General features: G+C 62.6%; 29 protein-coding genes and 1 pseudogene. 16 read left to right on the forward strand and 14 right to left on the reverse strand.

The features are described from left to right. Positions 1 to 106: 106 nt before the first annotated feature. The 3 genes from J2857_RS27810 to J2857_RS27820 all read right to left on the reverse strand — a co-directional run bounded on the left by J2857_RS27810 (position 107) and on the right by J2857_RS27820 (position 2,254). The gene (locus J2857_RS27810; RefSeq protein WP_210013302.1) at positions 107 to 1,060 is read right to left on the reverse strand and encodes an acetyl-CoA carboxylase carboxyltransferase subunit alpha; all 954 of its coding nucleotides are present in this window, start codon (positions 1,058 to 1,060) and stop codon (positions 107 to 109) included. A 63-nt stretch (positions 1,061 to 1,123) separates the two neighbouring features. After that, positions 1,124 to 2,068, reverse strand: a complete 945-nt coding sequence (gene xerD, locus J2857_RS27815; RefSeq protein ID WP_210013303.1) for a site-specific tyrosine recombinase XerD — start codon at positions 2,066 to 2,068, stop codon at positions 1,124 to 1,126. A 27-nt stretch (positions 2,069 to 2,095) separates the two neighbouring features. Beyond that, positions 2,096 to 2,254, reverse strand: coding sequence for a hypothetical protein (locus J2857_RS27820; protein WP_037081678.1), 159 nt, complete (start codon positions 2,252 to 2,254; stop codon positions 2,096 to 2,098). 146 nt (positions 2,255 to 2,400) lie between these two features. On the opposite strand from J2857_RS27820, the gene J2857_RS27825 reads away from it, so the two are divergent. From J2857_RS27825 to J2857_RS27840, 4 genes and pseudogenes are all read left to right on the forward strand, one after another. Beyond that, entirely contained in the window at positions 2,401 to 2,997 is a 597-nt protein-coding gene (locus J2857_RS27825) for a shikimate kinase (RefSeq protein ID WP_210013304.1), read from the forward strand. Next, the gene (aroB, locus tag J2857_RS27830) at positions 2,994 to 4,148 is read left to right on the forward strand and encodes a 3-dehydroquinate synthase (protein WP_210013305.1); all 1,155 of its coding nucleotides are present in this window, start codon (positions 2,994 to 2,996) and stop codon (positions 4,146 to 4,148) included. Before J2857_RS27825 ends, aroB begins: the two co-directional genes overlap by 4 nt. An 11-nt stretch (positions 4,149 to 4,159) precedes the next feature. Beyond that, positions 4,160 to 5,032, forward strand: a pseudogene (locus tag J2857_RS27835) (HlyC/CorC family transporter); the annotation flags it as partial. A 3-nt stretch (positions 5,033 to 5,035) separates the two neighbouring features. Continuing rightward, on the forward strand, positions 5,036 to 5,407 hold the full coding sequence (locus tag J2857_RS27840; RefSeq protein ID WP_210013307.1) for an HIT family protein: 372 nt from the start codon (positions 5,036 to 5,038) through the stop codon (positions 5,405 to 5,407). A gap of 143 nt (positions 5,408 to 5,550) precedes the next feature. Here the strand turns inward: J2857_RS27840 and J2857_RS27845 are convergent, their stop codons facing one another. Then, on the reverse strand, positions 5,551 to 5,832 hold the full coding sequence (locus J2857_RS27845; protein ID WP_210013308.1) for a BolA family protein: 282 nt from the start codon (positions 5,830 to 5,832) through the stop codon (positions 5,551 to 5,553). A gap of 103 nt (positions 5,833 to 5,935) precedes the next feature. Between J2857_RS27845 and J2857_RS27850 the strand changes: the two genes are divergently transcribed. The 4 genes from J2857_RS27850 (at position 5,936) to J2857_RS27865 (ending at position 10,535) form a co-directional block, all read left to right on the forward strand. Further along, positions 5,936 to 6,571 (forward strand): J domain-containing protein, encoded by a 636-nt coding sequence (locus tag J2857_RS27850; RefSeq protein ID WP_210013309.1) that lies wholly within the window; start codon positions 5,936 to 5,938, stop codon positions 6,569 to 6,571. Positions 6,572 to 6,632: 61 nt separating this feature from the next. Further along, positions 6,633 to 7,625 (forward strand): cobaltochelatase subunit CobS, encoded by a 993-nt coding sequence (gene cobS, locus J2857_RS27855; RefSeq protein ID WP_210013310.1) that lies wholly within the window; start codon positions 6,633 to 6,635, stop codon positions 7,623 to 7,625. A gap of 14 nt (positions 7,626 to 7,639) precedes the next feature. Continuing rightward, positions 7,640 to 9,535 carry a cobaltochelatase subunit CobT gene (cobT, locus tag J2857_RS27860; protein ID WP_210013311.1) on the forward strand — a complete coding sequence of 632 codons (1,896 nt, stop codon included), beginning with the start codon at positions 7,640 to 7,642 and terminating at the stop codon, positions 9,533 to 9,535. 85 nt (positions 9,536 to 9,620) lie between these two features. Continuing rightward, positions 9,621 to 10,535: an esterase-like activity of phytase family protein gene (locus J2857_RS27865; RefSeq protein ID WP_373426848.1), complete on the forward strand. Its 915-nt coding sequence runs from the start codon at positions 9,621 to 9,623 to the stop codon at positions 10,533 to 10,535. Between the two features lie 12 nt (positions 10,536 to 10,547). Here the strand turns inward: J2857_RS27865 and J2857_RS27870 are convergent, their stop codons facing one another. From J2857_RS27870 to rpmB, 3 genes are all read right to left on the reverse strand, one after another. Then, complete coding sequence (locus tag J2857_RS27870) at positions 10,548 to 10,880, reverse strand: pentapeptide repeat-containing protein (protein WP_210013313.1); 333 nt, start codon at positions 10,878 to 10,880, stop codon at positions 10,548 to 10,550. A gap of 91 nt (positions 10,881 to 10,971) precedes the next feature. Further along, the gene (locus J2857_RS27875) at positions 10,972 to 11,610 is read right to left on the reverse strand and encodes a queuosine precursor transporter (protein WP_210013314.1); all 639 of its coding nucleotides are present in this window, start codon (positions 11,608 to 11,610) and stop codon (positions 10,972 to 10,974) included. 115 nt (positions 11,611 to 11,725) lie between these two features. Further along, positions 11,726 to 12,025 carry a 50S ribosomal protein L28 gene (gene rpmB / locus J2857_RS27880; protein ID WP_038546370.1) on the reverse strand — a complete coding sequence of 100 codons (300 nt, stop codon included), beginning with the start codon at positions 12,023 to 12,025 and terminating at the stop codon, positions 11,726 to 11,728. Positions 12,026 to 12,276: 251 nt separating this feature from the next. Here rpmB and J2857_RS27885 point away from each other — a divergent pair, with 251 nt between their 5' ends. The 3 genes from J2857_RS27885 to J2857_RS27895 are packed head-to-tail and all read left to right on the forward strand — an operon-like array spanning position 12,277 to position 14,661. Next, complete coding sequence (locus tag J2857_RS27885) at positions 12,277 to 13,050, forward strand: DUF3108 domain-containing protein (RefSeq protein ID WP_210013315.1); 774 nt, start codon at positions 12,277 to 12,279, stop codon at positions 13,048 to 13,050. A 34-nt stretch (positions 13,051 to 13,084) separates the two neighbouring features. Then, a complete protein-coding gene (yddG, locus tag J2857_RS27890) occupies positions 13,085 to 13,972 on the forward strand; it encodes an aromatic amino acid exporter YddG (RefSeq protein ID WP_210013316.1) in 888 nt (295 codons plus the stop codon). Positions 13,973 to 14,007: 35 nt separating this feature from the next. Beyond that, on the forward strand, positions 14,008 to 14,661 hold the full coding sequence (locus tag J2857_RS27895; RefSeq protein WP_210013317.1) for a lysoplasmalogenase: 654 nt from the start codon (positions 14,008 to 14,010) through the stop codon (positions 14,659 to 14,661). Here the strand turns inward: J2857_RS27895 and J2857_RS27900 are convergent. Beyond that, on the reverse strand, positions 14,658 to 15,077 hold the full coding sequence (locus tag J2857_RS27900; protein WP_210013318.1) for a cupin domain-containing protein: 420 nt from the start codon (positions 15,075 to 15,077) through the stop codon (positions 14,658 to 14,660). The genes J2857_RS27895 and J2857_RS27900 overlap by 4 nt on opposite strands. After that, a complete protein-coding gene (gene gloB, locus J2857_RS27905; protein WP_210013319.1) occupies positions 15,078 to 15,848 on the reverse strand; it encodes a hydroxyacylglutathione hydrolase in 771 nt (256 codons plus the stop codon). It lies immediately after the preceding gene. Positions 15,849 to 15,936: 88 nt separating this feature from the next. Here gloB and J2857_RS27910 point away from each other — a divergent pair, with 88 nt between their 5' ends. From J2857_RS27910 to J2857_RS27920, 3 genes are all read left to right on the forward strand, one after another. Further along, on the forward strand, positions 15,937 to 16,677 hold the full coding sequence (locus J2857_RS27910) for a class I SAM-dependent methyltransferase (RefSeq protein ID WP_210013320.1): 741 nt from the start codon (positions 15,937 to 15,939) through the stop codon (positions 16,675 to 16,677). A gap of 178 nt (positions 16,678 to 16,855) precedes the next feature. Beyond that, positions 16,856 to 17,965 carry a histidinol-phosphate transaminase gene (gene hisC, locus J2857_RS27915; RefSeq protein WP_210013321.1) on the forward strand — a complete coding sequence of 370 codons (1,110 nt, stop codon included), beginning with the start codon at positions 16,856 to 16,858 and terminating at the stop codon, positions 17,963 to 17,965. Continuing rightward, the gene (locus tag J2857_RS27920; RefSeq protein WP_210013322.1) at positions 17,962 to 18,891 is read left to right on the forward strand and encodes a prephenate/arogenate dehydrogenase family protein; all 930 of its coding nucleotides are present in this window, start codon (positions 17,962 to 17,964) and stop codon (positions 18,889 to 18,891) included. The genes hisC and J2857_RS27920 overlap by 4 nt, the downstream gene beginning before the upstream one ends. An 18-nt stretch (positions 18,892 to 18,909) precedes the next feature. On the opposite strand, the gene J2857_RS27925 is transcribed toward J2857_RS27920, so the two are convergent. Then, a complete protein-coding gene (locus J2857_RS27925; RefSeq protein ID WP_210013323.1) occupies positions 18,910 to 19,914 on the reverse strand; it encodes a DUF2125 domain-containing protein in 1,005 nt (334 codons plus the stop codon). A gap of 54 nt (positions 19,915 to 19,968) precedes the next feature. On the opposite strand from J2857_RS27925, the gene J2857_RS27930 reads away from it, so the two are divergent. Continuing rightward, positions 19,969 to 20,520 (forward strand): gamma-glutamylcyclotransferase, encoded by a 552-nt coding sequence (locus J2857_RS27930; protein WP_210013324.1) that lies wholly within the window; start codon positions 19,969 to 19,971, stop codon positions 20,518 to 20,520. Here the strand turns inward: J2857_RS27930 and J2857_RS27935 are convergent. From J2857_RS27935 to ftsE, 4 genes are all read right to left on the reverse strand, one after another. Further along, positions 20,505 to 21,296 (reverse strand): lysophospholipid acyltransferase family protein, encoded by a 792-nt coding sequence (locus J2857_RS27935; protein ID WP_210013325.1) that lies wholly within the window; start codon positions 21,294 to 21,296, stop codon positions 20,505 to 20,507. The two genes, J2857_RS27930 and J2857_RS27935, sit on opposite strands and share 16 nt — an antisense overlap. Positions 21,297 to 21,380: 84 nt before the next feature. Beyond that, on the reverse strand, positions 21,381 to 22,112 hold the full coding sequence (locus J2857_RS27940) for a YdcF family protein (protein ID WP_210013326.1): 732 nt from the start codon (positions 22,110 to 22,112) through the stop codon (positions 21,381 to 21,383). A gap of 64 nt (positions 22,113 to 22,176) precedes the next feature. After that, on the reverse strand, positions 22,177 to 23,127 hold the full coding sequence (locus J2857_RS27945) for a cell division protein FtsX (protein ID WP_210013402.1): 951 nt from the start codon (positions 23,125 to 23,127) through the stop codon (positions 22,177 to 22,179). Positions 23,128 to 23,227: 100 nt separating this feature from the next. Next, positions 23,228 to 23,887 (reverse strand): cell division ATP-binding protein FtsE, encoded by a 660-nt coding sequence (gene ftsE / locus J2857_RS27950; RefSeq protein ID WP_210013327.1) that lies wholly within the window; start codon positions 23,885 to 23,887, stop codon positions 23,228 to 23,230. Positions 23,888 to 24,094: 207 nt separating this feature from the next. On the opposite strand from ftsE, the gene J2857_RS27955 reads away from it, so the two are divergent. Further along, positions 24,095 to 24,754, forward strand: a complete 660-nt coding sequence (locus J2857_RS27955; protein WP_210013328.1) for a hypothetical protein — start codon at positions 24,095 to 24,097, stop codon at positions 24,752 to 24,754. Positions 24,755 to 24,791: the final 37 nt, after the last annotated feature.

Raw genomic sequence — 24,791 nt, forward strand, 5'->3', positions numbered from 1 at the left:
CATATTCTTAACCGCTTGCGCCGGCCTGTCCAGCAAAACCGCCCGGCACCCAATGTTATCAGCAATATGGCCAAATTTGGCTATTGGCGTGGCGGAGGCCAGAAGATCAGAGATTGCGGCCGATATCGAGGAATTTCTGCCGGCGTACAGCCCGCACTTCTTCGCCAGACAGCCGCCCAAGATCTTCCAGCGCCGATGCGATGATCTTGCCCGTCGCGCTGATCACGGTTTCGGGTTCGCGGTGCGCGCCGCCGACTGGTTCGGGAATGATGTCGTCGATGATACCGAGGCCCTTCAGGTCTTCGGCGGTGATCTTCATGTTGGTCGCAGCTTCGCGGGCGCGGGTCGAATCGCGCCAGAGGATCGATGCCGCGCCTTCCGGCGAGATGACCGAATAGATCGAATGTTCGAGCATGTAGACGCGGTTGCCGGTGGCGATGGCGATCGCGCCGCCTGAGCCGCCTTCGCCGATCACGACCGACACCATCGGTACCTTGAGGCCCAGGCACATTTCGGTCGAGCGGGCGATGGCCTCCGCCTGTCCGCGTTCCTCGGCGCCGACGCCGGGATAGGCGCCCGCAGTGTCGATCAGGGTGATCACCGGCAGGTGGAAACGGTCGGCCATTTCCATGATGCGGATCGCCTTGCGGTAACCTTCCGGACGCGGGCTGCCGAAATTGTGCTTCAGGCGCGTCTTGGTGTCATGGCCCTTTTCCTGGCCGATGACGGCGACGGGCATGCCGTTGAAACGGGCAAGGCCCGCCTGGATGGCGGCATCCTCGCCGAAATTGCGGTCGCCGGCGAGCGGCGTGAAATCGGTGAACAGGTGGGCGGAGTAATCGACGAAATGCGGTCGCTGCGGATGGCGCGCGACCTGCGTTTTTTCCCAGGCGCCGAGCTTGGAATAGATTTCCCGGGTCGCTTCCCTGACCCGGGTTTCCAGCCTGCCGATTTCCTCGGACGTATCAATGCTCTCGTCTTCCGAGGCGAGCTTTTTCAGCTCGTGAATCTTGCCCTCGAGGTCCGAGATGGGCTTTTCGAAATCGAGATAAGTCTGCATGAGAGCCGGTTTCCGGTTGTTTTATCTCAGGAACACGCAGTTCCCATTTTCTGTTTGGGGCTTCTATTCCCGGTTTTTGGCCTGTTTTGCAAGAGGGTGGTGTGTTTGAACCAGTTCCCGCAGCCGTTCTTCCAGTACATGCGTATAAATTTGTGTGGTGGAAATGTCCGAATGGCCGAGCAGTTCCTGCACAACGCGAAGGTCGGCACCGTTCTGTAGGAGGTGGCTTGCGAAGGCGTGGCGCATCACATGGGGAGAGATTGCGGCGGCTCTAAGTCCGGCGCGGGTGGCCAGTCCCTTGAGGTCGCGGGCAAAGACCTGCCTCGGCAAATAGCCCTCCTTGCCGGCCGAGGGAAACAGCCACGGGCTGTCGCCGGTCTTTGCGAGTGCCAGCCGCCGGACCTCGCCATAGGATGCGACGGCGGCGATTGCCGAGCGGGACAGCGGCACCAGGCGCTCCTTGTTGCCCTTGCCGCGAATGATCAGGAAACGTCCTTCCTGGTCGAGAACCTTGACCGGCAGCGACACGAGCTCGCTGACGCGCATGCCGGTCGCGTAGAGAAGTTCAAGCAGCGCCAGCATCCTGAGGCGTGCGAGCTGCTCCGGGCCGGGTTCGGCGGCCTCCTTTGCGGCAAGCTCCAGGAGCCGTGTCACCTCGTTCTCGCTCATGATCTTCGGCAGCGAGCGGCCTTTTTTCGGCGCGTCGAGGATCGTGGTCGGGTCGTCGCCGCGCAGGCCCTCGGCATAGAGGAATTTGTAGAACTGCCGCATGGCCGACAGTTTTCGCGCCTGGGAGGAGGCCGCAAAGCCTTGGGCGCCGAGATGGGCGAGATAGGCGGAGAGATTGGCGCTTTGCGCCGTCAGGGCCGAGGTCTTGCTGGCCAGCAGGAAGGATTGCAGGTCTTCGAGGTCGCGTTCGTAGGAGGACAGCGTATTGCCGGCGGCACCCCGTTCGGCGCTCATCATTTCGAGAAAAGCTTCGATATGGGCTCGGGAAAGGTCGGCCATGTTTCCTACCGTCTTTGTTGCGGCCCGTTATTGTTGCGGCGTTGCCGGGTTCAACCGCTCGGACGGAATGCGCACGGTCACGTCGCGCTCGCGCGGATCCACCAGCATGACGAGAGCCACCATGCTTCCATAAACGATGCCTGCGATCGCCGCCAGCACGAAGAGGAAACGGAAAAGGGTGGGCATAAAGGACTCCCGGAGTTGCGCCGCAATATATCGATAAAGGTTTACATATCGGCAAGAACAAACAATCCCCCGCATTCTTTGAGGGTTGCGACGGCTTGACGCTGCCGACGCATTTGTCGATACCGTTTTTCGAAACGGACCTGACAATGATAGAAGTCGCAACTCCACTTAGCGAAAAGGCGCGCGCCGTCCTCGGCAAGCGCAACCTGATCTTCGTCGGGTTGATGGGGGCCGGCAAATCGGCGATCGGTCGGCTGGTGGCGCAGACGCTTTCCATTCCCTTCATCGATACCGATGTGGAGATCGAGAGGGTTTCCCGCATGACCATCAGCGAACTTTTCGCCGCCTACGGCGAGGCGGAGTTCAGGGCGTTGGAAACGCGCGTCATCGAACGCCTGTTGCGGAACGGGCCGCGCGTGGTTTCGACCGGCGGCGGGGCTTTCATCAACGAGAACACCCGCCACCAGATCAAGATCGGCGGCATTTCCATCTGGCTGAAGGCGGATCTCGACGTCTTGTGGGAACGGGTGAACAAACGTGATCACCGGCCGTTGCTGAAGACCGAGAACCCGAAGCAGACGCTCGAAAACCTGATGATCCAGCGTTATCCGATCTATGCCGAGGCCGATGTGACGGTACTGTCAGAAAATGTGCGCAAGGACGTGATGGTCAACGAGGTGCTTTCCGCGGTGGCCAATCTGTCCGGCGAAAGTGAATTGCCCAGCGAAGGTGAATTGCAATGAACATGTCTTCCCGATCCGAGGGCCGATCCGAGGACAGCGCGCGTGAGCGCCTGGTGCATGTGCCGCTTGGCGAACGGGCCTATGACATCCTGATCGGTCCTGGCCTGATCACGCGTGCCGGCGGCGAGATCACCGCGCGGCTGAAGGGCCGCAAGGCAGCTATCGTCACCGACGAGCACGTCGCGCCGCTCTACCTCGAAGCGCTGATGGACAGCCTGCAGACGGACGGGATCGAGGCCGTTTCGCTGACGCTGCCGGCCGGCGAGAAGACCAAGAGTTTCGAACACCTGGCGACCGTTTGCGACATGGTGCTGTCGGCCCGCATCGAGCGCAACGACGCGGTGATCGCGCTCGGCGGCGGCGTGATCGGTGACCTGGCCGGTTTTGCGGCCGGTATCGTCCGGCGCGGCGTGCGCTTCGTGCAGATCCCGACCTCGCTTCTGGCGCAGGTCGATTCCTCGGTCGGCGGCAAGACCGGCATCAACACCCGCCATGGCAAAAACCTGCTCGGTGTCTTCCACCAGCCGGACCTCGTTCTCGCCGACACCGCGGCGCTCGATTCGCTCTCGGAGCGCGAATTTCGGGCCGGATATGCGGAGGTGGCGAAATACGGGCTGATCGACCAGCCGGATTTCTTCGCCTGGCTCGAAAAGAACTGGAAACAGGTCTTTGCGGGCGGTCCTGAACGGATCGAGGCGATTGCGGTCAGCTGCCAGGCGAAATCCGACGTCGTCGTCGAGGACGAGCGCGAGACCGGCCGCCGGGCGCTGCTCAATCTCGGCCACACGTTCGGCCACGCGCTGGAGGCCGCAACCGAATACGACAGCAGCCGCCTGGTACACGGCGAGGGCGTGGCGATCGGCATGGTGCTGGCGCATCAGTTCTCGGCGCGCCTGAACCTTGCAAGCCCGGACGACGCGGCGCGGGTCACGGCCCATCTGAAAGCCGTCGGCCTGCCGACGTCGATGAGCGATATTCCCGGAAAGCTGCCGCCGACCGAAAAGCTGCTCGACGCGATCGCGCAGGACAAGAAGGTCATGAGCGGCAAGCTCACCTTCATCCTGACCCGCGGCATCGGCCAGTCCTTCATCGCCAACGACGTGCCATCGTCCGAGGTCTTGAGCTTCCTGGAGGAAAAGCGGCCGAAATGACATCCAGAGCAGGTCTGCTGTCGCGTGCTGTCAACGCGGTGATCCGCGGGCTTCTCCGCCTGTGTGGTGTTTCCCTGTCCGAACAGACACTCGCCCTTTCCAGCCATGACGACCTGCATGCCGCACTCGATCTTGTTCATCGCGACGGGAATTTCGACAAACAGGACCGCGACCGTCTGAGTGGCCTTTTCGAACTCGAGGAGCTCGAAGTCTCCGACGTCATGAAGCACCGGACGGTGATGCGGGCGGTCAATGCCGACGATCCGCCGGAAGTGGCGGTCCGCGCCGTGCTCGAAAGCCCCTATACGCGCATGCCGCTCTGGCGCAATTCGACCGAGAACATCATCGGCGTCGTGCATGCCAAGGACCTGCTCCGGGCGCTCGCCGAGCCGAATGTCGAGCCGGAAAACCTGGACATCGTCAAGATCGCCCAGAAACCCTGGTTCGTGCCCGACAGCACCAGCCTCAAGGACCAGCTCAGCGCCTTCCTGCGGCGCAAGGGGCATTTTGCGGTCGTCGTCGACGAATATGGCGAAGTGCAGGGGATCGTCACGCTCGAAGATATCCTGGAAGAGATTGTCGGCGATATTACCGACGAGCACGATATCGAGATCCAGGGCGTGCGCCAGGAAGCGGACGGTTCGATCGTCGTCGACGGGTCCGTGCCGATCCGCGATCTGAACCGTGCGCTCGACTGGAGCCTGCCGGATGCGGAAGCAACCACGATCGCCGGCCTCGTCATCCACGAATCGAAGCTCATTCCGCAGGAGCGGCAGGCGTTTACGTTCTACGGCAAGCGATTTGTCGTGCTGAAGCGGGAGAAGAACCGCATCACGAGGTTGAGGATACGGCCGGCGGATGATGCGACGCTGCCGGCGGGGTAATACATGCATGATCCGCAATGCCGTTTTTGTCTCGCAAACGCTATGCTGATAGACGAGCCTATTGCCCGGCTGTCGAATTTTTATTTGCTCGGAAGCTTTGAGCCCGATCGCCCTGCTCAAAGCTTGGTCGTGCCCTTCCGGCACGTTGCCACACCTTTCGAGTTGAATTCAGCCGAATGGAGTGACCTTGGCAATGCTCTCCATGCTGCAAAGTCCTTTCTTGATCCTTTTTGTCCCTCGGGATGGACCATTGGCTGGAATGTCGGTGCAATCGCAGGGCAGGAAGTCTTTCATGCTCATCTGCACGTCATTGCCCGCTTTGCGGCTGAGCCAGCTGTCGGGCGCGGAATTCACGCACTCTTCCGCGCCCCGTGATATACAGTCTCGCAAGCTATGGCATTGTTCGGCTGCTATCATGATAGAGGCATTGAGAAGTTATGATGGCCGACGCCGGATAAAAGCGGTGTCTCACCATAGGGGCCTTGGCCTCCCATCTCATCGTCCCTATCTAAGCCCCATCACCAGCGCGTCGGCTCACCCGGTGCCGAGGCTTCCACCGCCAGCGCGTGAAGTCCGGCGTCGAGTTCGGGCTTCAGCAGGGCATTCACCGTCCGATGCCGGTCGAGCCGGCTCATTCCGGAAAACTTTTTCGAAACGATGCGGACCCGCATATGGGTCTCGCCGGTTCCGGTGATGTCGGGCTGATGGCCGGCGTGCTGATGGCTTTCATCGATGACGACCAGCCGTTCCGGCTCGAGATTGTCGGTGAGCGTGGTTTCGATCCGGGATTTGACGGACATTTCGGTCTCCGTTGCGACGCAAAAGGGGCATCTCACAAACCAGTAAGAAAGGACTTTGTCAATTCTTGCCGCGCCCTGTTCGTCGCCCCATAATGAGGGCCTTATGAAACTAGATTCCAAATATTTCGACCGCATCCGGACGCGCAAGAACAGGCAGCAGGAAGCTGTGCCTGAAGCGCCCACCTGCCAATGGGACGGATGCGACAAGCCCGGCGCCCATCGCGCTCCCGTGGGCCGCAACGCGGAAGGCCAGTTCTTTCTGTTCTGTTTCGAACACGTCAGGGAATACAACAAGGGTTATAATTATTTCTCCGGCCTGTCGGACGGCGAGATCGCCCGGTACCAGAAAGAGGCGGTCACCGGCCATCGGCCGACCTGGACCGTCGGCGTCAACAAGGCCGCCAAGGATGCGCCGCTTCATTCCACGGCGCGCTCAGGTGCTGCCGGCGCTACCGGCACCCAGCAGCGCTTCAGGGATCCGTTCGGCTTCGTGTCGAGTGCGCGGGCGGCCGGCCCCCGTTTCCAGACTCAGGGGCGCAAGCTGAAGACATTGGAAGCCAAAGCCTTCGACACGATGGAGTTGGCGGCCAACGCGACCGCGGCGGAGATCAAGACCCGTTACAAGGAACTGGTCAAGAAACACCATCCGGATGCGAATGGCGGCGACCGCGGTTCGGAAGAACGTTTTCGTGCCGTCATTCAAGCATATCAGTTGTTGAAGCAGGCGGGTTTCTGCTAAGCCGTAAAAATTATGGCAGTGAGGACGACGGCCGGGCGGGGATCCGTGCCTTGGAGAGACGATGAGTAAGATTGATCTAGACATTTCCAACCTTCCCGACACCACCATTTCGGTCCGGGAAGTCTTCGGCATTGACAGCGATATCAGGGTTCCGGCCTATAGCAGCGGCGACCCCTACGTTCCGGATCTCGATCCGGATTATCTGTTCGACCGCGATACGACGCTCGCCATTCTCGCAGGCTTTGCGCATAATCGGCGCGTCATGGTGTCCGGCTTCCACGGTACCGGCAAGTCCACTCATATCGAGCAGGTCGCAGCCCGCCTCAACTGGCCGTGCGTGCGCATCAACCTCGACAGCCATGTCAGCCGTATCGATCTCGTCGGCAAGGACGCGATCGTGCTGAAGGACGGCAAGCAGGTCACTGAATTCAAGGACGGTATCCTGCCCTGGGCCTACCAGCACAATGTCGCGCTCGTCTTCGACGAATACGATGCCGGCCGCCCTGACGTGATGTTCGTCATCCAGCGCGTTCTGGAATCCTCCGGCCGCCTGACCCTGCTCGACCAGAGCCGCGTCATCCGTCCTCATCCGGCCTTCCGCATCTTCGCGACCGCCAACACGGTCGGCCTCGGCGATACGACCGGCCTCTATCACGGCACGCAGCAGATCAACCAGGCGCAGATGGACCGCTGGTCGATCGTGACGACGCTGAACTATCTGCCGCACGAGAAGGAAGTCGATATCGTCGCCGCCAAGGTAAAATCTTTCGGCAGGACCGCGGAGGGCCGCGAGACGGTCTCGAAGATGGTGCGGGTTGCCGACCTTACCCGTTCGGCCTTCATCAACGGCGATCTTTCGACCGTCATGAGCCCGCGTACCGTCATCACCTGGGCGGAAAACGCCGAGATCTTCGGTGATATCGCGTTCGCCTTCCGCATCACCTTCCTCAACAAGTGCGACGAACTCGAACGCACGCTGGTCGCCGAGCAGTACCAGCGCGCCTTCGGCGTCGAGCTGAAGGAAAGTGCCGCCAACATCGTTCTCGGAGCCTGAGCGGAGACGAGATCATGGCAGGTCGCGGAGACAATTCGAAAGCCAAGTCGGGTGGTCCGGTCGATACCGAGCCGTTGCGGCGGGCGATTACCGGCTGCGTGCGTTCCATTGCCGGTGACGCGGAAGTCGAGGTCACGTTCGCCAACGAACGTCCGGGCCTTGCCGGCGAGCGCATCCGCCTGCCGGAAATCTCCAAGCGGCCGACGGCCCATGAGCTCGCGGTGACCCGCGGGCTCGGCGATTCCATGGCCCTTCGGATCGCCTGTCACGATACGGCCACGCATGCCAGCATGTCGCCGCAGGGCGCCGATGCGCGCGTCGTCTTCGATGCGGTCGAACAGGCGCGCGTCGAGTCGATCGGCGCCTTGCGCATGGCCGGCATGGCGTCGAACCTCAATTCGATGCATGCGGAAAAATACTCCAAGGCGAATTTCTCCGGCATCGAACGGCAGGAGGACGCGCCAATCGGCGAAGCGGTCGCCATGCTGGTGCGCGAGAAGCTGACCGGCATCAAGCCCCCGGCGAGCGCCGGCAAGGTGCTCGATCTCTGGCGTCCGTTCATCGAGGACAAGGCGGCCGGTGATCTCGACAACCTACGCAACGTGATCGAGGACCAGCAGGCCTTCGCCAAGCTGGTGCGGCACATGCTCACCTCCATGCAGATGGCGGAGGAGTTTGCCGACGAAGATACCGATCCGGAGGAGATGGAGAACCCGGACCAGGAAGACCAGCCGCGCAGCAACGAGACCGAGAACGACGAGGTCGAGGAAGAGGCCGGGTCCGACGCCGCCCCCGCCGAGCAGAGCGATACCTCCGACGAGGAAATGGACGACGGCGAGATGGACGGCGCGGAAATGTCCGACGACGACATGTCGGACGACAGCGACGAACATTCCGAGACGCCCGGCGAGACCCGGCGGCCCAACAGCCCGTTCGACGATTTCAACGAGAAGGTCGACTACAAGATCTTCACCCAGGAATTCGACGAGGAAATCACCGCCGAGGAGCTGTGCGACGAAGCGGAGCTCGACCGGCTGCGGGCTTTCCTCGACAAGCAGCTCGCCCATCTCCAGGGCGCAGTCGGCCGGCTGGCCAACCGGCTTCAGCGCCGGCTGATGGCGCAGCAGAACCGTTCCTGGGATTTCGACCTGGAAGAGGGATATCTCGATCCGGCCCGCCTCGTGCGCCTGATCATCGATCCGATGCAGCCGCTCTCCTTCAAGAAGGAGCGCGACACGCAGTTCCGCGACACCGTCGTGACCCTGGTCATCGACAATTCCGGCTCGATGCGCGGCCGACCGATCACGGTCGCCGCCACCTGCGCCGATATCCTGGCCCGTACGCTGGAGCGCTGCGGCGTCAAGGTCGAGATCCTCGGCTTCACGACCAAGGCCTGGAAGGGCGGGCAGGCGCGCGAAAAATGGCTGGCAAGCGGCAAGCCGCCGACGCCCGGCCGCCTCAACGACCTGCGCCATATCGTCTACAAGTCGGCCGATGCGCCGTGGCGTCGTTCGCGCCGCAATCTCGGCCTGATGATGCGAGAAGGCCTGCTCAAGGAAAATATCGACGGCGAAGCGCTGATGTGGGCGCATAACCGCCTGATCGCCCGCCGCGAACAGCGCAAGATCCTGATGATGATCTCGGACGGCGCGCCGGTCGACGATTCGACGCTGTCGGTCAATCCGGGCAACTATCTCGAACGGCACCTGCGCGCCGTGATCGAGCAGATCGAGACCCGCTCGCCGGTCGAGCTTCTCGCAATCGGCATCGGCCACGACGTGACGCGCTACTACCGCAAGGCCGTGACGATCGTCGATGCGGACGAGCTTGCCGGCGCAATGACCGAGCAGCTTGCCGAACTGTTCGCGGAAAACGGCGGGCGACAGGGCCGCATGCGGCGGGCCAGCTGAGGTCCGCCGCTTGAAACTTTCCCGCCTCGTCGTCTGGGCCGGCCTTTTTGGCGCCATCGCCTTGCCGGTTGCGCCGGCTTCCGAGATGGTGCCGGTTCGAGCGCATGCGATCAGCGAGTTTAAACGGGGCTCGGCGGAAACGCGGTTCGGCTCGCTCGAATTTCTCGGCGGGCTCGAATTTTCGTCATCCGATAGCCGGCTACAGTCCCTGTCGAGCATCCGCTTTCGCGCCGATGGGGAGCGTTTCGTGTCGGTGCTCGACACCGGCTCCTGGCTGACCGGCCGCATTCAACGCGATGCGAAGGGGCGCCTCGCCAACCTCACCGATCTCGCCATCAACCCGATCTTCATCCGCGGTGGCCGGGTCGGTTCGAAATACAATTCAGACGCCGAGGGGCTGGCGCTGAGGGACGGCCAGGTGATCGTCAGCTTCGAGCAGCTGCATCGCGTCGATGCCTATCCGGACCCGGGTTTCGAAACGTCGCCGCCCTTGAAGAGCCTCGATCTTCCCATTCCCCGCCACGAGTTCCGGATGAATGCGGGCATGGAGACGGTGGCGGTGTCGCCAAAATCCGGCCCGCTCAAAGGCTCGCCGGTGGTGGTGACGGAACATAGCCTTGATGATCAGGGGAACCTTTTCGCCGCCATCCTGGAAGGCCCGCTGAAGGGCGTGTTCACCGTGGTGCGGCACGATCCTTTCGATGCGACGGACGGCGCCTTCCTGCCGAACGGCGATTTCCTGCTGCTGGAGCGCCGCTTCAGCTTCATCGGGGGCCTCGGCATGCGCATCCGCCTCATCAAGGGCGACAGCATTCGACCGGGTGCAGTTGTGGATGGAGAAGTGCTGATCGACGCCGATATGGGCTATGCTATCGACAACATGGAAGGGCTCGACGTCATCGCCGGGCCGGAGGGCAAGCCGCATCTGCTCCTGATTTCGGATGACAACGGCAACTTGCTGCAGCGTAACGTTATGCTGGAATTCCGACTGAACGAATAGCGTTTTCCAACTTCAGTCCCTTTTCGCGGCGTTGTACGCATCGAGCAGGGCCTGAACGGGTATGCCATCGATCTTGGCTCCCGTCATTCTGCATCCGGCGAATTCCGCGCCCGAAAGGTTGGAGTTGTGTAGCCGCAGGCCGGACAGGTTGACGTCATTGATGAACCAGCCCGACATATTGCTGTCGTTGAATGTCGCGCCTGCAAAATTGATCTGATTGAAATTCGCGCCTGACAGATTCGTGTTGTTGAAGCGCGTGCCGGACAGGTTCACATCGTCGAACGACGAGCCTGAAAGGGTTGTGCGGGTGGCTTCCAGAACATCGAAGACATCGTGAATCTGCATCGTAGCCCGTCCATGAAGGTTGCGTCGCAGCGCAGACTGCAATGCAACCTTTCAACTTGCAAGCGGGGATCGAGGCGGACGATTTCGCAGGTCAGGCGGCCTTCGCCATCTGCGGCATCGGCTTCAGCACGTTCATCAGCGCGCCATAGGGCAGGAGCAGCACGACGCCGACCAGGATCTTGACCACGAGGTCGCCGAGCGCCCAGGAGATCCAGCGCGGGGCTTCTGCGGCAAACGCACCGAGGATCGGTGCCGACTGGATCGCGAAGTCCTCGTTCGGGCCGATGAAGGCGAAAATCGGAGCGAAGGCGAGCGAGAAGAACAGCAGCGTGTCGAGTGCCGAACCGAGCAGAGAGCCGGCGAGCGGCGCGCGCCACCAGGTCTGGCGGCGAAGCCGATTGAACACCGAGATGTCGAGAAGCTGGCCAACCAGATAGGCGGTGCCCGAGGCGACGGCGATGCGCGGGGAGGAGGCCAGGAACGACAGCGTCACGCCGACGACGAAGCCTGCGAGAACGACGCGTCGGGCAATTGAAGGCCCGAACTGCCGGTTGGCGAGATCAGTCACCAGGAAGGCAAACGGATAGATAAAGGCGCCCCAGGTCAGAAGATCGCCGAGGGCGATGCCCCAGAACGTGCCGACGACCGGGAACTGGACCAGGAAGTTCGACGCGACGACAACGGCCGCCATCAGCAGGGCATAGATGAAAGTATAGCGTGAGCTCAGCATTTTTTTATCCTGGGTGATGCCACCAGTTGGAGTTTATGAAGGCCAAGAGAAAAGGCCTGGCCGGTATTACCCGTTCAAGCCTTGTTCAAAGCCGGATGATTTGGCGTCGGGCCGATTAAGCCGCAGCAGCGACTTCGGCGGTCTTCTTGACGATCTGGCGGCGCAGCAGGCGGGCGCGCATCGACAGCTCGGTCTCGTTTGACTTCAGGAGGAAGGCATCGAGGCCGCCACGATGTTCGACGGAGCGCAGAGCGTGCGCCGAAACGCGCAGGCGATAACGCTGGCCGAGAGCGTCGGAGATCAACGTGACCTGGCACAGGTTCGGCAGGAACCGACGGCGGGTCTTGTTGTTGGCGTGGCTTACGTTGTTGCCGGTCAGAACGCCCTTGCCGGTCAGTTCGCACACACGAGACATGGATACACCTTTGTTCTTCTGCAATCGGATGGTACTTCCGGACAATGCCCGGTGCGCCGATCCAACTGGTCCTGAGTGGAAAGTTGCGGTTCTATAGTCAGTGGGGCTCGTCGCGTCAAGCCAAAACCTTGACCTCAGCCCAAGAGAATCCGCGGGCAGTGCCGTAAAGCGGCTATTTTCTTGCCATGATGCACCGTCTATATGTCTCCGGGAAGACGCTTTCCAGCGTCCTCATCGGTCAGGGCAGAATCATGAACCTTCGCGGCAGTTTCATCAGTGCCTTCGTGCTCGCCTTCGCGTTCACGACCGTTCCGCTCGGCTCGGCGGAAATCCGGCATGTCAGCGAATACGATATCTCGCTCGGGATACTGCCGATCGCCAAGGCATCTTTCGCCAGCGAATTCAACAGCAGCGACTACAGGATCACCGGAACGTTCAAATCGGCCGGGATCGTCAACATCATCAGCCGCATCTCCGCCGAGACCAGCGTCAGCGGGCGCATGCAGGCCGACAAGCTGCAGGCCGATCGCTACAACCTCGTCTACAGCGCCGGCCGGCGCACGCGCGTCTATGACGTCGAATACCGTAACGGCAACGTCACCGAGACGACCGTGAAGCCGGAGCCGACCCGCAATCCCGAAACCTGGATTCCGGTGACCGACAAGGACCTGCACGCGGTGCTCGACCCGTTGAGCGGCCTCATCTTCCCGGGCGACGCCAAGGTCTGCCCCAGCCGGCTGCCGATCTATGACGGTGAGTCGCGCATGGATCTGGTGCTGACGCCGAAGGGCACCAAGCCATTCTCGACCGACGGTTTCAAGGGGGAGGCGATCGTCTGCTCGATCCGTTACCTTCCGAGATCCGGCTTCAAGCGAGGCCGCAGCGATATCGAATATCTGCGCAAGACGCCGATGGAAATCTGGTTTGCCAAGGCGCAGTCGGTAAATGTATATGCTCCGGTCTATGCCGTCATCCCGACGAGGATGGGGCAGGTTTATGTGACCGCCGTCAAATATGGCGGCTGATGGGGCGCTCGTCCGGGCGGCCAGGGGGGCGGGAGTGAAAATCCGGGGTACGTTGATCGGTTTTACGGCGATCCTGATGTGGTCGCTGCTGGCCCTGATGACGGCTGCGTCCGGAAAAGTGCCGCCCTTCCAGATGAGTGCTATCACGTTCGCGATCGGCAGCCTGCCGGGCATCGTGCTTTTCATCGTCAGACCTGAGCGCATCGCGTTCCTGAAACAGCCGCCGAAAGTTTGGATCACCGGGATCGGCGGCCTGTTCGGTTATCATTTCCTGTATTTCACGGCGCTCCGGAACGCGCCGGCCGTCGAGGCGGGGCTGATCGCCTATCTCTGGCCGCTGTTCATCGTCGTCGGTTCTGCCTTGCTGCCGGGCGAGAGACTGCGCTGGTATCATGTAGCGGGCGCTGTCGCCGGCCTTTGCGGCACGATCGCCATCGTCTCCCGCAACGGACTCGCCTTCGATGACGCCTATCTCCTGGGCTACGGGGCTGCCTTTCTCTGCGCCTTCACCTGGTCGGGGTATTCGCTGCTGACGCGGCGTTTCGACCGGGTTTCCACCGATGTCGTCACCGGTTTCTGCCTCGGTACCTCTCTGCTTTCCCTGATCTGCCATCTGGCGCTCGAGACGACCGTCTGGCCGGCCAATGGCAGCGAGTGGGCAGCGGTCGCCGGGCTCGGCCTGCTGCCGGTCGGCGCGGCCTTTTATGCCTGGGACTACGGGGTCAAGAACGGCGATATCCAGATCATCGGGGCTGCAAGCTACGCGGCGCCGCTGCTGTCGACGCTGATCCTCGTCGCATCGGGCTTTGCCGAGCCGGACTGGCGCATTCTGCTTGCCTGCCTGCTGATCACCGGAGGGGCGGTGCTGGCAGCGCGGGATATGTTCCGGCCGAAGCCGCGTGTGGAAGCCGTGGCCGAATAGGCGTTCCTGAAAGGGTCAGGGACGTGGGGGAAGAAATGTATCTGTTGTTATGGGCGGTGCTTGCCGTCTCGGTCGCGCTTGCGATCCATTATTTCCGCTGGCTAAAAAGGCCTGCCAGTCATCTGCGCACCGTGCTGAAGACCACGCCGGTCTTGCTGCTGGCGCTTTACGCGGCTCTGGCCGGCGCGCCATGGCTGCTCGTGGCAGCGCTGGCGCTCGGTGTACTCGGAGACGCCTGCCTCGCCTACGAGGGAGAGCCAGCCTTCGTCGCGGGGCTCGCGGCCTTCCTCGCGTCGCATCTTGCCTATGCGGCGTTGTTCTGGCCATCGATAGACCCCGGCCTGCTGGTCGGCTCTGCCTGGCGTTATACGGCGGCCTGGATCTTCGTCGTGCTGACGGGCATGACGCTTTTCATGCTGTGGCGGCCTGCCGGCCGGCTTGCCATCCCGGTCGCCGTCTATGGGGTCGCGATCCTTGCCATGGCGCTTTCAGCGCTGGCGGTGAAGCCGATCCTGCCATCGGCCGGCGCTGCGCTGTTCGTTATGTCCGACACCGCACTGGCGATCCAGAAATTCCTGGTGAAGCCGGATGCGCCTGTCATGGCGAGGCTGAAGCCGTTCATATGGGGCACTTACCTCGCGGCACAGCTGATCTTCACATTGGCGATTGCCGGGCTTCCTTCGGTCTAGGCTGACGGCTCCCAGCCGGGCGGCGCCATCTCGAAGCTCGAAAACTGAAAGCCGGGTGCGACCGTGCAGCCCACCAGCGTGAAACGGCCGAGCGGCTCCGCCGCCTGCCAGGCGTTCTCCGGGACCACCGCCTGCGGCCGCTCGCCTTTGGCAAGGTCTGTTCCGAGCGTCACCTCTTCGACCGTCCTTCCGTCGGAAATCCGCAGCAGCAGCGGGTCGCCGGCATAGAAGTGCCAGATCTCCGATGCATCGCGAACCCGGTGCCAGTGGGAGCGTTCGCCGGCTTCCAGCAGGTAATAGATCGCCGTCGAATGGCCGCGCGGGCCACCCTGTCCGTCGCGAAACGTCTCGGCATACCAGCCGCCCTCCGGATGCCGCTGCATTCCGAGCGTGGTGATGATCTCCTCCGGTGTCATTCAGAAATTGTCCTTGCGTTTGCGGATTTCGGCAAACACCTCCTCGTTGGACCTGCTCTCCATCAGGAGGTTGCGGCGGATGGCCGGGTCTGATGCGCGCAGGAAGGGATTGGTCTCCTTCTCCAGCCCGATCGTCGTCGGAATGGTGAACCGGCCGGCCGCGCGCTGCGCCTCGATCTCGCTCGCGCGCGCCTGCAGACGCTCGTTGTCCGGATCGACGCTCAATGCGAATTTCGCATTCGAAAGCGTATATTCGTGCCCGAAATAGACGGCCGTCTCGTCCGGCAGAACGGCGAGCTTCTGCAGCGAATGCCACATGTCGGCAGCCGGGCGTTCGAACAGCCGGCCGCAGCCGAGCGCAAACAGCGTATCTGCCGCGAACAGGATCTTGTCGTCCGGGAAATGGTAGCAGATATGGCCGGCGGTGTGGCCCGGCGTCTCAAGGACGCGGACGAGATGATCGCCGAACTGGAATTCGTCGCCATCCGCCATGGTCTTGTCGAGGCCGGGGATCGCAACCGCTTCGTTGAACGGGCCGATGATCTCCAGCCCGAATTTCTCCTTGAGCGCCAGGTTGGCTTCGACATGGTCGCCGTGGTGATGGGTGGTAAATATGTGGGTGATCTTCCAGCCGCGGCGGGCCGCCGCTTCGAGGATCGGCTTTTCCTCCGGCGCATCGATCGAAGCCGTCAGCCCGTTTTCCGGGTCATGCACGAGAACGCCGTAATTATCGCTGCGGCATGAAAAAACTTCGAGTTCCAGTGGTCTCATAACATAACCCCATTGCTGAAAGAGTTTTGCGTCACAATGTAGAGAGTGGTCCCTTGAAGTCCAACCACCGTCTGGTACCAAATTACGCATGCACGCCGATATCGTCGATCTCCGCGAATTCTACCACTCGCCCCTCGGCCACCTTGCCGAGCAGTCGATCACATTCGCGCTGTCTTCGCTCTGGGCGCGGTTGCCGGAAGAGCGGCTGGTGGGCCTCGGTTATGCGGTGCCCTATCTCGACCGTTTCCGCGCCGATACGGAACGCACCTTCGCCTTCATGCCGGCAGGGCAGGGGGCGGTGAACTGGCCCGTCAGCGAGCTTTCCTCGACCGCGCTTGTCTTCGACGAGGAACTGCCGTTGCCGGACTCGTCCGTCGATCGCGTGTTGATGGTGCATTCGCTGGAATTTGCCGAAAACCCGCGGGAGACCTTGAAGGAACTCTGGCGGGTGCTGGCGCCCGGTGGCCGGCTGGTCATCGTCGTGCCCAACCGGCGAGGCGTCTGGGCCCGCATGGAGCACACGCCGTTCGGTTCCGGTCGGCCCTATTCACGCGGGCAGCTCACCTCACTCTTGCGCGAGACGAATTTCACGCCCGGCGCCAGCGCCGAGGCGCTATTCTTCCCGCCGTCGAAGATCCGGGCCGTGCTGAGGCTGCGCCACGCCTTCGAGCGCCTGGGCCGGCGCTTCTGGCCGGTGTTTTCGGGGGTCATCGTGCTGGAGGCCCAGAAGCGGCTCTACCAGGGCCTGCCTGTCGCCGCCCGTGCCTCGCGGCGTGTCTTCGTGCCGGTGCTGGCACCTCAGGGCGTGCCGACGACGCGGATGCGGTGAGGGTCGATAGTCCCCGCCTCGGCCCTTCGCCTTGGCTCAGGGTGTTCGTCATTCGAAACGATTCGCTGGATCGTTTCTTCGGCTGCGCCCACCACTCCTCACCACTCGACAAAGGCCTTTTTCGGCTTTAATGCCTCAAGATCACCCGCCGTTTAGGCTTTCCAAAAAGGTTGATCCGATGAGCATCGTCACGAGTGAGCCCGTTCCGCGTCCAGGCATCCTGGATATCGCCGCCTATGTGCCCGGCAAGGAACATGCTCCGGGCGTGGCGCGCGTCTTCAAGCTGTCGTCCAACGAGACGCCGCTCGGCGCCAGCCCGAAGGCGATCGAAGCTTTCAAACAGGCTGCCGGCAATCTCGAACTTTATCCGGACGGCCAGGCCATGGCGCTGCGCGAGGCGATCGCTTCCGTGCATGGGCTCAATGTCGCGAACATCATGTGTGGCAACGGCTCGGACGAGCTGCTCGGCCTGCTCTGCCACGTCTATCTCGGTGCCGGCGACGAGGCCATCATCACCGAGCACGGCTTTCTCGTCTACAAGATCCAGATCATGGGCGCCGGCGCCAGGGCGGTCGAGGTGAAGGAGAAGGATTGCACCGTCGATGTCGACGCGATCCTGGCTGCCGTCACCGACAAGACCAAGATGGTGTTCATCGCCAATCCCGGCAATCCCACTGGCACCTATGTCCCGGTCGCCGATATCCGCCGCCTCCATGCCGGCCTGCCGAAGAGCGTCATCCTCGTGCTCGACGCGGCCTACGCGGAATATGTGCGCAAGAACGACTATGAGGCCGGCCTCGAACTGGTGTCCTCCAACAAGAACGTCGTGATGACCCGCACCTTCTCCAAGGTCTACGGCTTGGCGGCGTTGCGTATCGGCTGGATGTACGGCCCGGCCGGCATTCTCGACGCGCTGAACCGGGTGCGCGGCCCGTTCAACATGAACGCTCCGGCGATCGCCGCGGGTGCTGCCGCGATCCGCGACCAAGCCTTTGTCGAAATGGCTGTCGAGCACAACAATCTCTGGCAGGGCAAGCTCACGCATGCGCTGGAGGCGATCGGCCTCACGGTGACGCCTTCGGTCGCCAATTTCGTGCTGATCCATTTCCCGGATGTCGATGGCAAGCGTGCGCCGGAGGCGGATGCTTTCCTGACGAGCCGGGGTTACATCCTTCGAGCGGTCAAGGGCTACGGCTTCCCGAATGCGCTGCGCATGACGATCGGCTCGGAAGAGGCCAATCGCGGCGTCATCGAGACGCTGGGCGAATTCATGGGCAAAAGCGCATGAGCACGCCGCATTTCGACAGGATCGCGCTGATCGGCATCGGCCTGATCGGCTCGTCGATCGCCCGCGACGTCAAGGAACTTGGCCTGGCCGGCGAGGTGGTGATTTCCAGCCGCAGTGCCGAAACCCTGAAACGCGCCGAAGAGCTGGCGCTCGGCACGCATTATGTTGCGTCCGCGGCCGATGCGGTGAAGGATGCCGATCTCGTCATCGTCTCGGTGCCGGTCGGGGCATCGGAAGCGGTCGCCAGGCAGATCGCCGGTAGCCTCAAGCCCGGTGCCATCGTCACCGATGTCGGCTCCACCAAGGCCTCCGTCATCGCGCAGATGGCGCCGCATATGCCGCAAGGCGTGCATTTCATTCCGGGCCATCCACTGGCGGGCACCGAGAAGTCCGGCCCGGATGCCGGCTTCGTCGGGCTGTTTCGGGATCGCTGGTGCATCTTCACGCCGCTGCCGGATACGGATCAGGCGGCCCTCGACACGCTAAAATCCTTCTGGATGGCGCTCGGCTCGCGGATCGACGAGATGGACCCCCAGCACCACGACAAGGTCCTGGCGATCGTTTCCCACCTGCCGCATATCATCGCCTACAACATCGTTGGCACGGCGGACGACCTGGAGACGGTGACCGACGCGGAAGTCATCAAATATTCCGCCTCCGGTTTTCGCGATTTCACGCGCCTTGCTGCGTCAGACCCCACCATGTGGCGGGATGTATGCCTGCACAACAAGGACGCGATCCTGGAGATGCTGGCCCGGTTTTCGGAGGACCTTGCCTCTCTGCAGCGGGCTATCCGCTGGGGCGAGGGCGACAAGCTGTTCGAACTCTTCACCCGTACCCGCGCCATCCGCCGCTCGATCGTTCAGGCAGGCCAGGATGTCGATGCGCCCGACTTCGGCCGCCACGCGCTCGACGCCAAGAAGTGATATCAGCATGTGACCGGGTCAGATCGGCGGGATTTCGCCGATCTGGATGAAGCCGCCGGCGAACACCTTGCCGCGGTTGATGGTGAGATCGAGCGAGGCGCTTTTGCCGCGGCCAAGGGCGGACAGCATGTTGGCGGCTGTTTTCAGCGTCGGCGCGATCTTCGGAAATGCCTGGCTCAGGCTGTCGCGCCAGGCATCGATCTGCTCGACCCGAAGCTTCAGCTTGCCTGACAGATAACCCTGCTCGTCGAAGGAGAAGGGGCCGGAAACGGTGATCAGCTTGCCGTCGCCGAGATCTGCCGAAAGGCTGCGCATCTGGCCCTGGGTGCCATAGAGGGCGGTGCCGTTCGGATCGCTGCCGTCGATGATCCCGGCGCGGCCGGTGAGCGTCATGTCGAGATTGGCCGTGAACCGCGGCAGGAGTTGCGGCAGGTCCTTCATCACCATGTCGGTGTTTTGGAGCGTCACCGCCGCGTCGAGATCAGGGCCGTTCTGGCGCAGATGGATTTCCGTGTGGCCGGCGCTGATATTGAAGGCCTGGCCGGTTGCGGACGACAGGATGTTGGTTTTTGCATTCTCGATCACGGTGGAGGTGCGCTCCACGCCGCGAAACCGGGTGATCAGGCTCGACTGGAAATTCTCCCAGGTGGTCGAGACCGAAAGTCCGTGGCCGGTGCGGATCTCGACCGGCGAGTCGAGTTCCCATACGATATGGCCCGGATTATAGACTTGGGCGGCGGAGCGCAGCGATCCGAACATTGCGGAAATGCCGTTGGTGCGGTCGTCGACCGCGACCTTGGAGCAGAACAGGCCGATCCGGAAAGGATAGCCCCGATAGTCCGCGTCGCCGCATTCGGCCGAGATGCCGCGCGTTTCCTGGCTGCCGAGCAGGGCCAGCGTCCGTTCCTTCAGCACCGAGGCGGCATAGAACCAGCCGGCGGTGTAAAATGCGATCACCAGCACCACCCCGGAGGCGAGTAGCCATAATTTGCCGCTGACGCCAGTTCGGCTTGACGCTGCCATGATGTTCTCCAATGGTGCTGAAAACTTGGGGCGGGATGCTTCAATTGGAATGGTGTGGCGCGGGATATGGACGAATTTTGGGTGTTTGGCTACGGGTCCCTGATGTGGAATCCGGGTTTTGCGTTTGAGGAAAGACTGCCCGCACGTGCTTTCGGCTTCCGTCGCTCCCTTTGCGTCTGGTCCTACGTGCATCGCGGCACGCCGGATCGTCCGGGGCTTGTCCTCGGTCTCGACCGCGGCGGCTCATGCCGCGGCGTCGCCTTCCGGGTAAGCGAGGCGGACCGGGAGGACGTGCTCGACTATCTGCGTCGCCGCGAACTTGTCACCAATGTCTATCTGGAACGGGTGCTGCCCGTGGCGCTCGGCGACGGGCGGCAGGTGAGGGCGGTCGGCTATATCGTCGATCGCAGCCATGTCCAATATGCCGGCGCGCTGGAGACCGAACAGGCGGCGGAGATCGTCCGCGTCTCGGTCGGCCAGTCAGGCCCAAACGACGCCTATGTCTTCAACACGCTCGAGCATCTGAAGGACATGGGCATCCGCGATCACTGGCTGGAAGGCGTCGGCGCGGCGGTGGCCGGTGCCGATGCTCAGGCGGCTGTCTGAGCCTTCAGTTCTGCAAGCCGCTTCACCGCCGATGGCGGCAGCGGCAGGTGCGGATTGGCTTCCACGGTCTCGATCAGCAACCTGTCGCTTTCCCGTTCCAGCGTCTCGACCAGAAGCGCATAAAAGGCATCCGGGTCCATGCCCGGCGCGATCGGCGGCAGGATGCGGACCTTGAAGTGGCCGGGATATTTGATGAGCTTGCGACGGCCCCAGAACAGGCCCCAATGGGCGACGATCGGCACGACGGGCACCTCTACGTCGCGATAGATGCGGGCGATGCCGTAGCGGTATTGCGGCTCGGCGCCCGGCGGGCGGCGCGTACCTTCCGGATAGATGATGAGCTGGCGATTGTTGGCCATCTCCTCCTTCGCCCGGTTCATGACGTCGACCATGACCTTGCCGCGGGCGCCGCGGTTGACCGGGATCATCTTCTGCTTGGCGGCATACCAGCCGAACAGCGGGATCCACATCAACTCGCGCTTGAGGATATAGACCGGGTCCCGCTGCCAGGGCAGCAGCGCGACGGTATCCCAGGCGGATTGATGCTTGGGGGCGAAGATGCAGCCGCCCTCCGGCACGTTTTCCAGGCCCTCGATCTCGAAGGTGGCGCCGACGATCTTTGCCATGAGCCAGTTGCAGGATGCGGCCCAGGCTTTGGGGATGCGGTATGCCGCCTTGCGCGGCATCAGGAAATAGATCGGGCTCAGCACGATCATGCGGACGATCAGGTTTGTGTAGAAGGCGATATTGAAAAGAACCGAACGCACCAGCAGCATGAAAGGCTTCCTCTTGGACAGGCGTTGCCTACACGAGATCGCGCCGCGAAAAAAGCGCCGGGGCGCGATGTGGCGGGAAAAGTGTCAAGGTGCGGGCTTTGAGGCCGTCTTCGGTGGGTCTTCGTTGCGCAGCCCGGTGCCGCGCTCGATGCCGAACCAGTCGCGGCAGGTGGCGAGCACCACCTTGCCATATTCCGAAAGCATGGTGCGCAACACGTCCGGCTCTGCGAACCAGGCTTTTCGGGTGAGATCTGAACTGACCACGGGATAGGGGATGAACTCCGTCACCGGATCGGCACGGCGCAGTTCGTGCAGGCTGCGCAGCATGTGATAATTGTTGGTGACGACCAGCACGGACCTGTATCCGTGGTCGTGGATCCAGCGAGTGATCTCGTTGGCATTGCCGATCGTGTCGATCGCATCGTAGCCGATATCGACGCAACAGGCGAAGAGGTCGGGCGAAGCCTGCGTGACCTTGCGGATCTGGGTCGGGCTGGTGGATGGATGCGCGCCTGATATCAGCAGGCGCTGGCCGGCTCCGTCCCGCAGAAGCCCGAGCGCCTGTTCTATCCGCAGATAACCGCCGGTCAGGACGACGATCGCATCGGCCTTGACGCCGTCAGGCGCCTTCAGCGACGTGACGGCATTCGCAAACCACAGGAACCCGCCGAAAAGCAGGGCCAGGCCGAGCACGCAGGCCATGATGATGCGGCGCGCGGCCCATCGCAGCCGGCTGTTGCGCGAAAACACTCCCCCGAGCCACCGTCGCGGGGGGCGGTCCGCTCCATTTTCGGGTGTCGTCGGGGCCGGTGTCATGATTGTCCATAGCCGGAGATTCGTGGCGAGAACAGGGCCAACCTACAGAGGGACGGGTCCCGATTCAAGAAGCTGATAATCCATCGGAACGCGCCGGGTCGGAACGGATCAGGTCGATTTCGTCGATCGTGCGCATGACCGTGAACCGCGCCGTCAGCGTCGTCAGCAGCGCGATCACGATCATCGTCGCGAAGATGCCGAGATAGCCGCCCATGCCGATGGTGAAGGAGCCGAAGAGAGCGCTCGCCTGGTCGCTTTCCGGCGTCGCCAGCGAATTGGCCTGCCACATGTTGGCGAGGGCGAACATCGCGGCGGCAAGCGCACCGCCGGCGGCGGAACCCTTGATGCTGATCTTCAGGAAATGTTTCTGGAACTCGCCGGCCACGAACGTGCTCTCGGCGCCGACGAAATGCAGCACCTCGACGATGTGGCGATTGCCGGACAGCGCGCCCCGCGTCGCAAAGATCACCGTCAGGATCATTGCCGTGAAGACGAGGACGAGGACGCCCATGCCGATCAGCACCGTGGTGTGGGCCATCGACACAAGCCGGTCCACCCAGGTGCGGTGGTCGTCGAGGAAGGCCTGCGGGATTTCCGTCTTCAGGAGATCGCGCATTCCGGCGAAGTCGGGCGGGTTCTGTTCGTCGATGGTGACGATGACGAGGCGCGGCACAGGCAGGTCGGCGAGGTTCAGCCCGGTGCCGAGCCAGGGCTCCAGAAGCCTTGCCGTCGCACTCTCGTCCATGATCGTGCCCTCGCGGGTGCCGACGAAGGTGAGCGCCAGGTCGCGGGCCTTCTTCAAGGCCGCATCCATGTCGAGCCCGTCGTCGGGTTTGATCTGGATGGTGATCTCGCGGGAAATCTGGCTCTGCCAGCTCGATGCCGTCGCCCTCACCATGCTCACCGCGCCGAGCGTCAGGCAGGCGAGGAAGGCCATGATGGCGATGACCACCATCAGGGCATTGCCCTGGATGTTGGAGGGCGGCAGGATCGGTGCTGTCGGGCGCACCCGCATCTCGACGCGGCGGGTCTGCTTCTGGCCTGACGGCTGCGCCTGCTGCTCGCTTGCCGGCTTCTGCGACCGGGCGCTCTTTGTCGCTTTCGGGCGGCTCAGCTCATTCATAGATGTCGAGCCGCCCTTCGGTGAGGATCATCCGCCTGGCATCCACCTGGTCCATCAGCGCCAGGTCATGGGTGGCGATGACGACGGCGGTGCCGAGCCGGTTGAGTTCCAGGAAGAGATTGAGGAGCCTGCGCGCCATCGGCGGATCGACATTGCCGGTCGGCTCGTCGGCGAGCAGGATTTCCGGCTGGTCCATCAGGGCTCGGGCGATCGCGGCACGCTGCTTCTCGCCGCCGGACAGGACGGCCGGCAGCACGTTGATGCGCTCGCCGAGCCCGACCCATTTCAGCAGCTCGATCACGTCGTTGCGGTAGGAGCTTTCCTCCTTGCCGCGCACCCGCAGCGGCAAGGCGACGTTCTCATAGGTGGTCAGGTGGTCGAGGAGGCGGAAATCCTGGAAGACGATGCCGACCCGGCGGCGCAGCATCGGCAGTTCGGGGCGGGGGATCTGCGACAGGTCGCGGCCGAACATGTGGATGATGCCGCGAGTCGGATGCAGCGACATGAACAGCAGGCGCAGGAGAGTGGTCTTCCCAGCGCCCGACGGGCCCGTGAGGAACTGGAATGAGCGCTTGGGGATGTCGAAGGTCATATCCCGCAGGATCTCCGGACCCATCCCATAGCGCAGACCAACGTTTTCGAAATGAATCAACGGATGACCCGGTCCTTGCTCTTTCGACTCTCTGGTGCCCGTCTATCTCTTAACGACCCGGGTAAACGAACGGTAAATCGCGCGCGGAAAAGGGCTAATTTCAGGCCTTATTTGCGAAGCGTTAACCATTTCAATTTACGACTGAGCGGGAGTCGATTCAATGCCCGCAATCCCGAACAACGGGGAAAACGGGTCGAAGAGGGCCCCATGAGCACGTTTGGCAGCCATCAGGGCAAGACAGACATCCGAATGGACATCCTGCCGCCGGAACCTTCCATGCGCACGAACCGCGTAAACGCGCGGCGCGGCGAGGTGGTCGATGCCCAGTTCGTTCCGGTTCGCGAGACCTTCCGCAGAGGCTCGGCCCCGCGCTCGCACAACGATAACCGAACCAGGCCTGCGGAATCAACGGTCGCCGCTTCGCCGTTCGCGGAGCGGGTCCTCGCCGGCATCGAGCGTGGCCTGATGCGTCTTTCCGCAGATTTCTTCTCGGCGGTCGTGGCGATCGTCTTCGTCACCGTTTTCAGCCTCGCGGGCGGCTTCACCTTCCTGTTCGCCGGTTCGGCGACGGCTGAGGCCGGGCCGACCCTCGACATCACCCATGTGACGATGACGCCGCAGGATGCCAACGGCATGCGCGTGCTGCTGATCAACGGCATCGTCGAGAACCGCAGCGGTGACAACCGGGCCATGCCGCAGATCCGTGCCGACCTGATGTCCGGCCAGACGCTCGTTGCGACGACGCTGATCTCGCCGCCGGCATCGTCCATCGAAGGCGGTCAGAGCCGCGGCTTCTCGGCGCGCGTGCCCCACCCCGGTGGAAAACTGCCAGATCTGCGGCTTTCCTTTGCCGAACGCGGCGCCTAGAGCTTTCTCTTGTCTGCGTGATTGTGGTATCGCGGTT

The organism is Neorhizobium galegae (assembly GCF_017877055.1).
Lineage (GTDB): Bacteria > Pseudomonadota > Alphaproteobacteria > Rhizobiales > Rhizobiaceae > Neorhizobium > Neorhizobium galegae_D.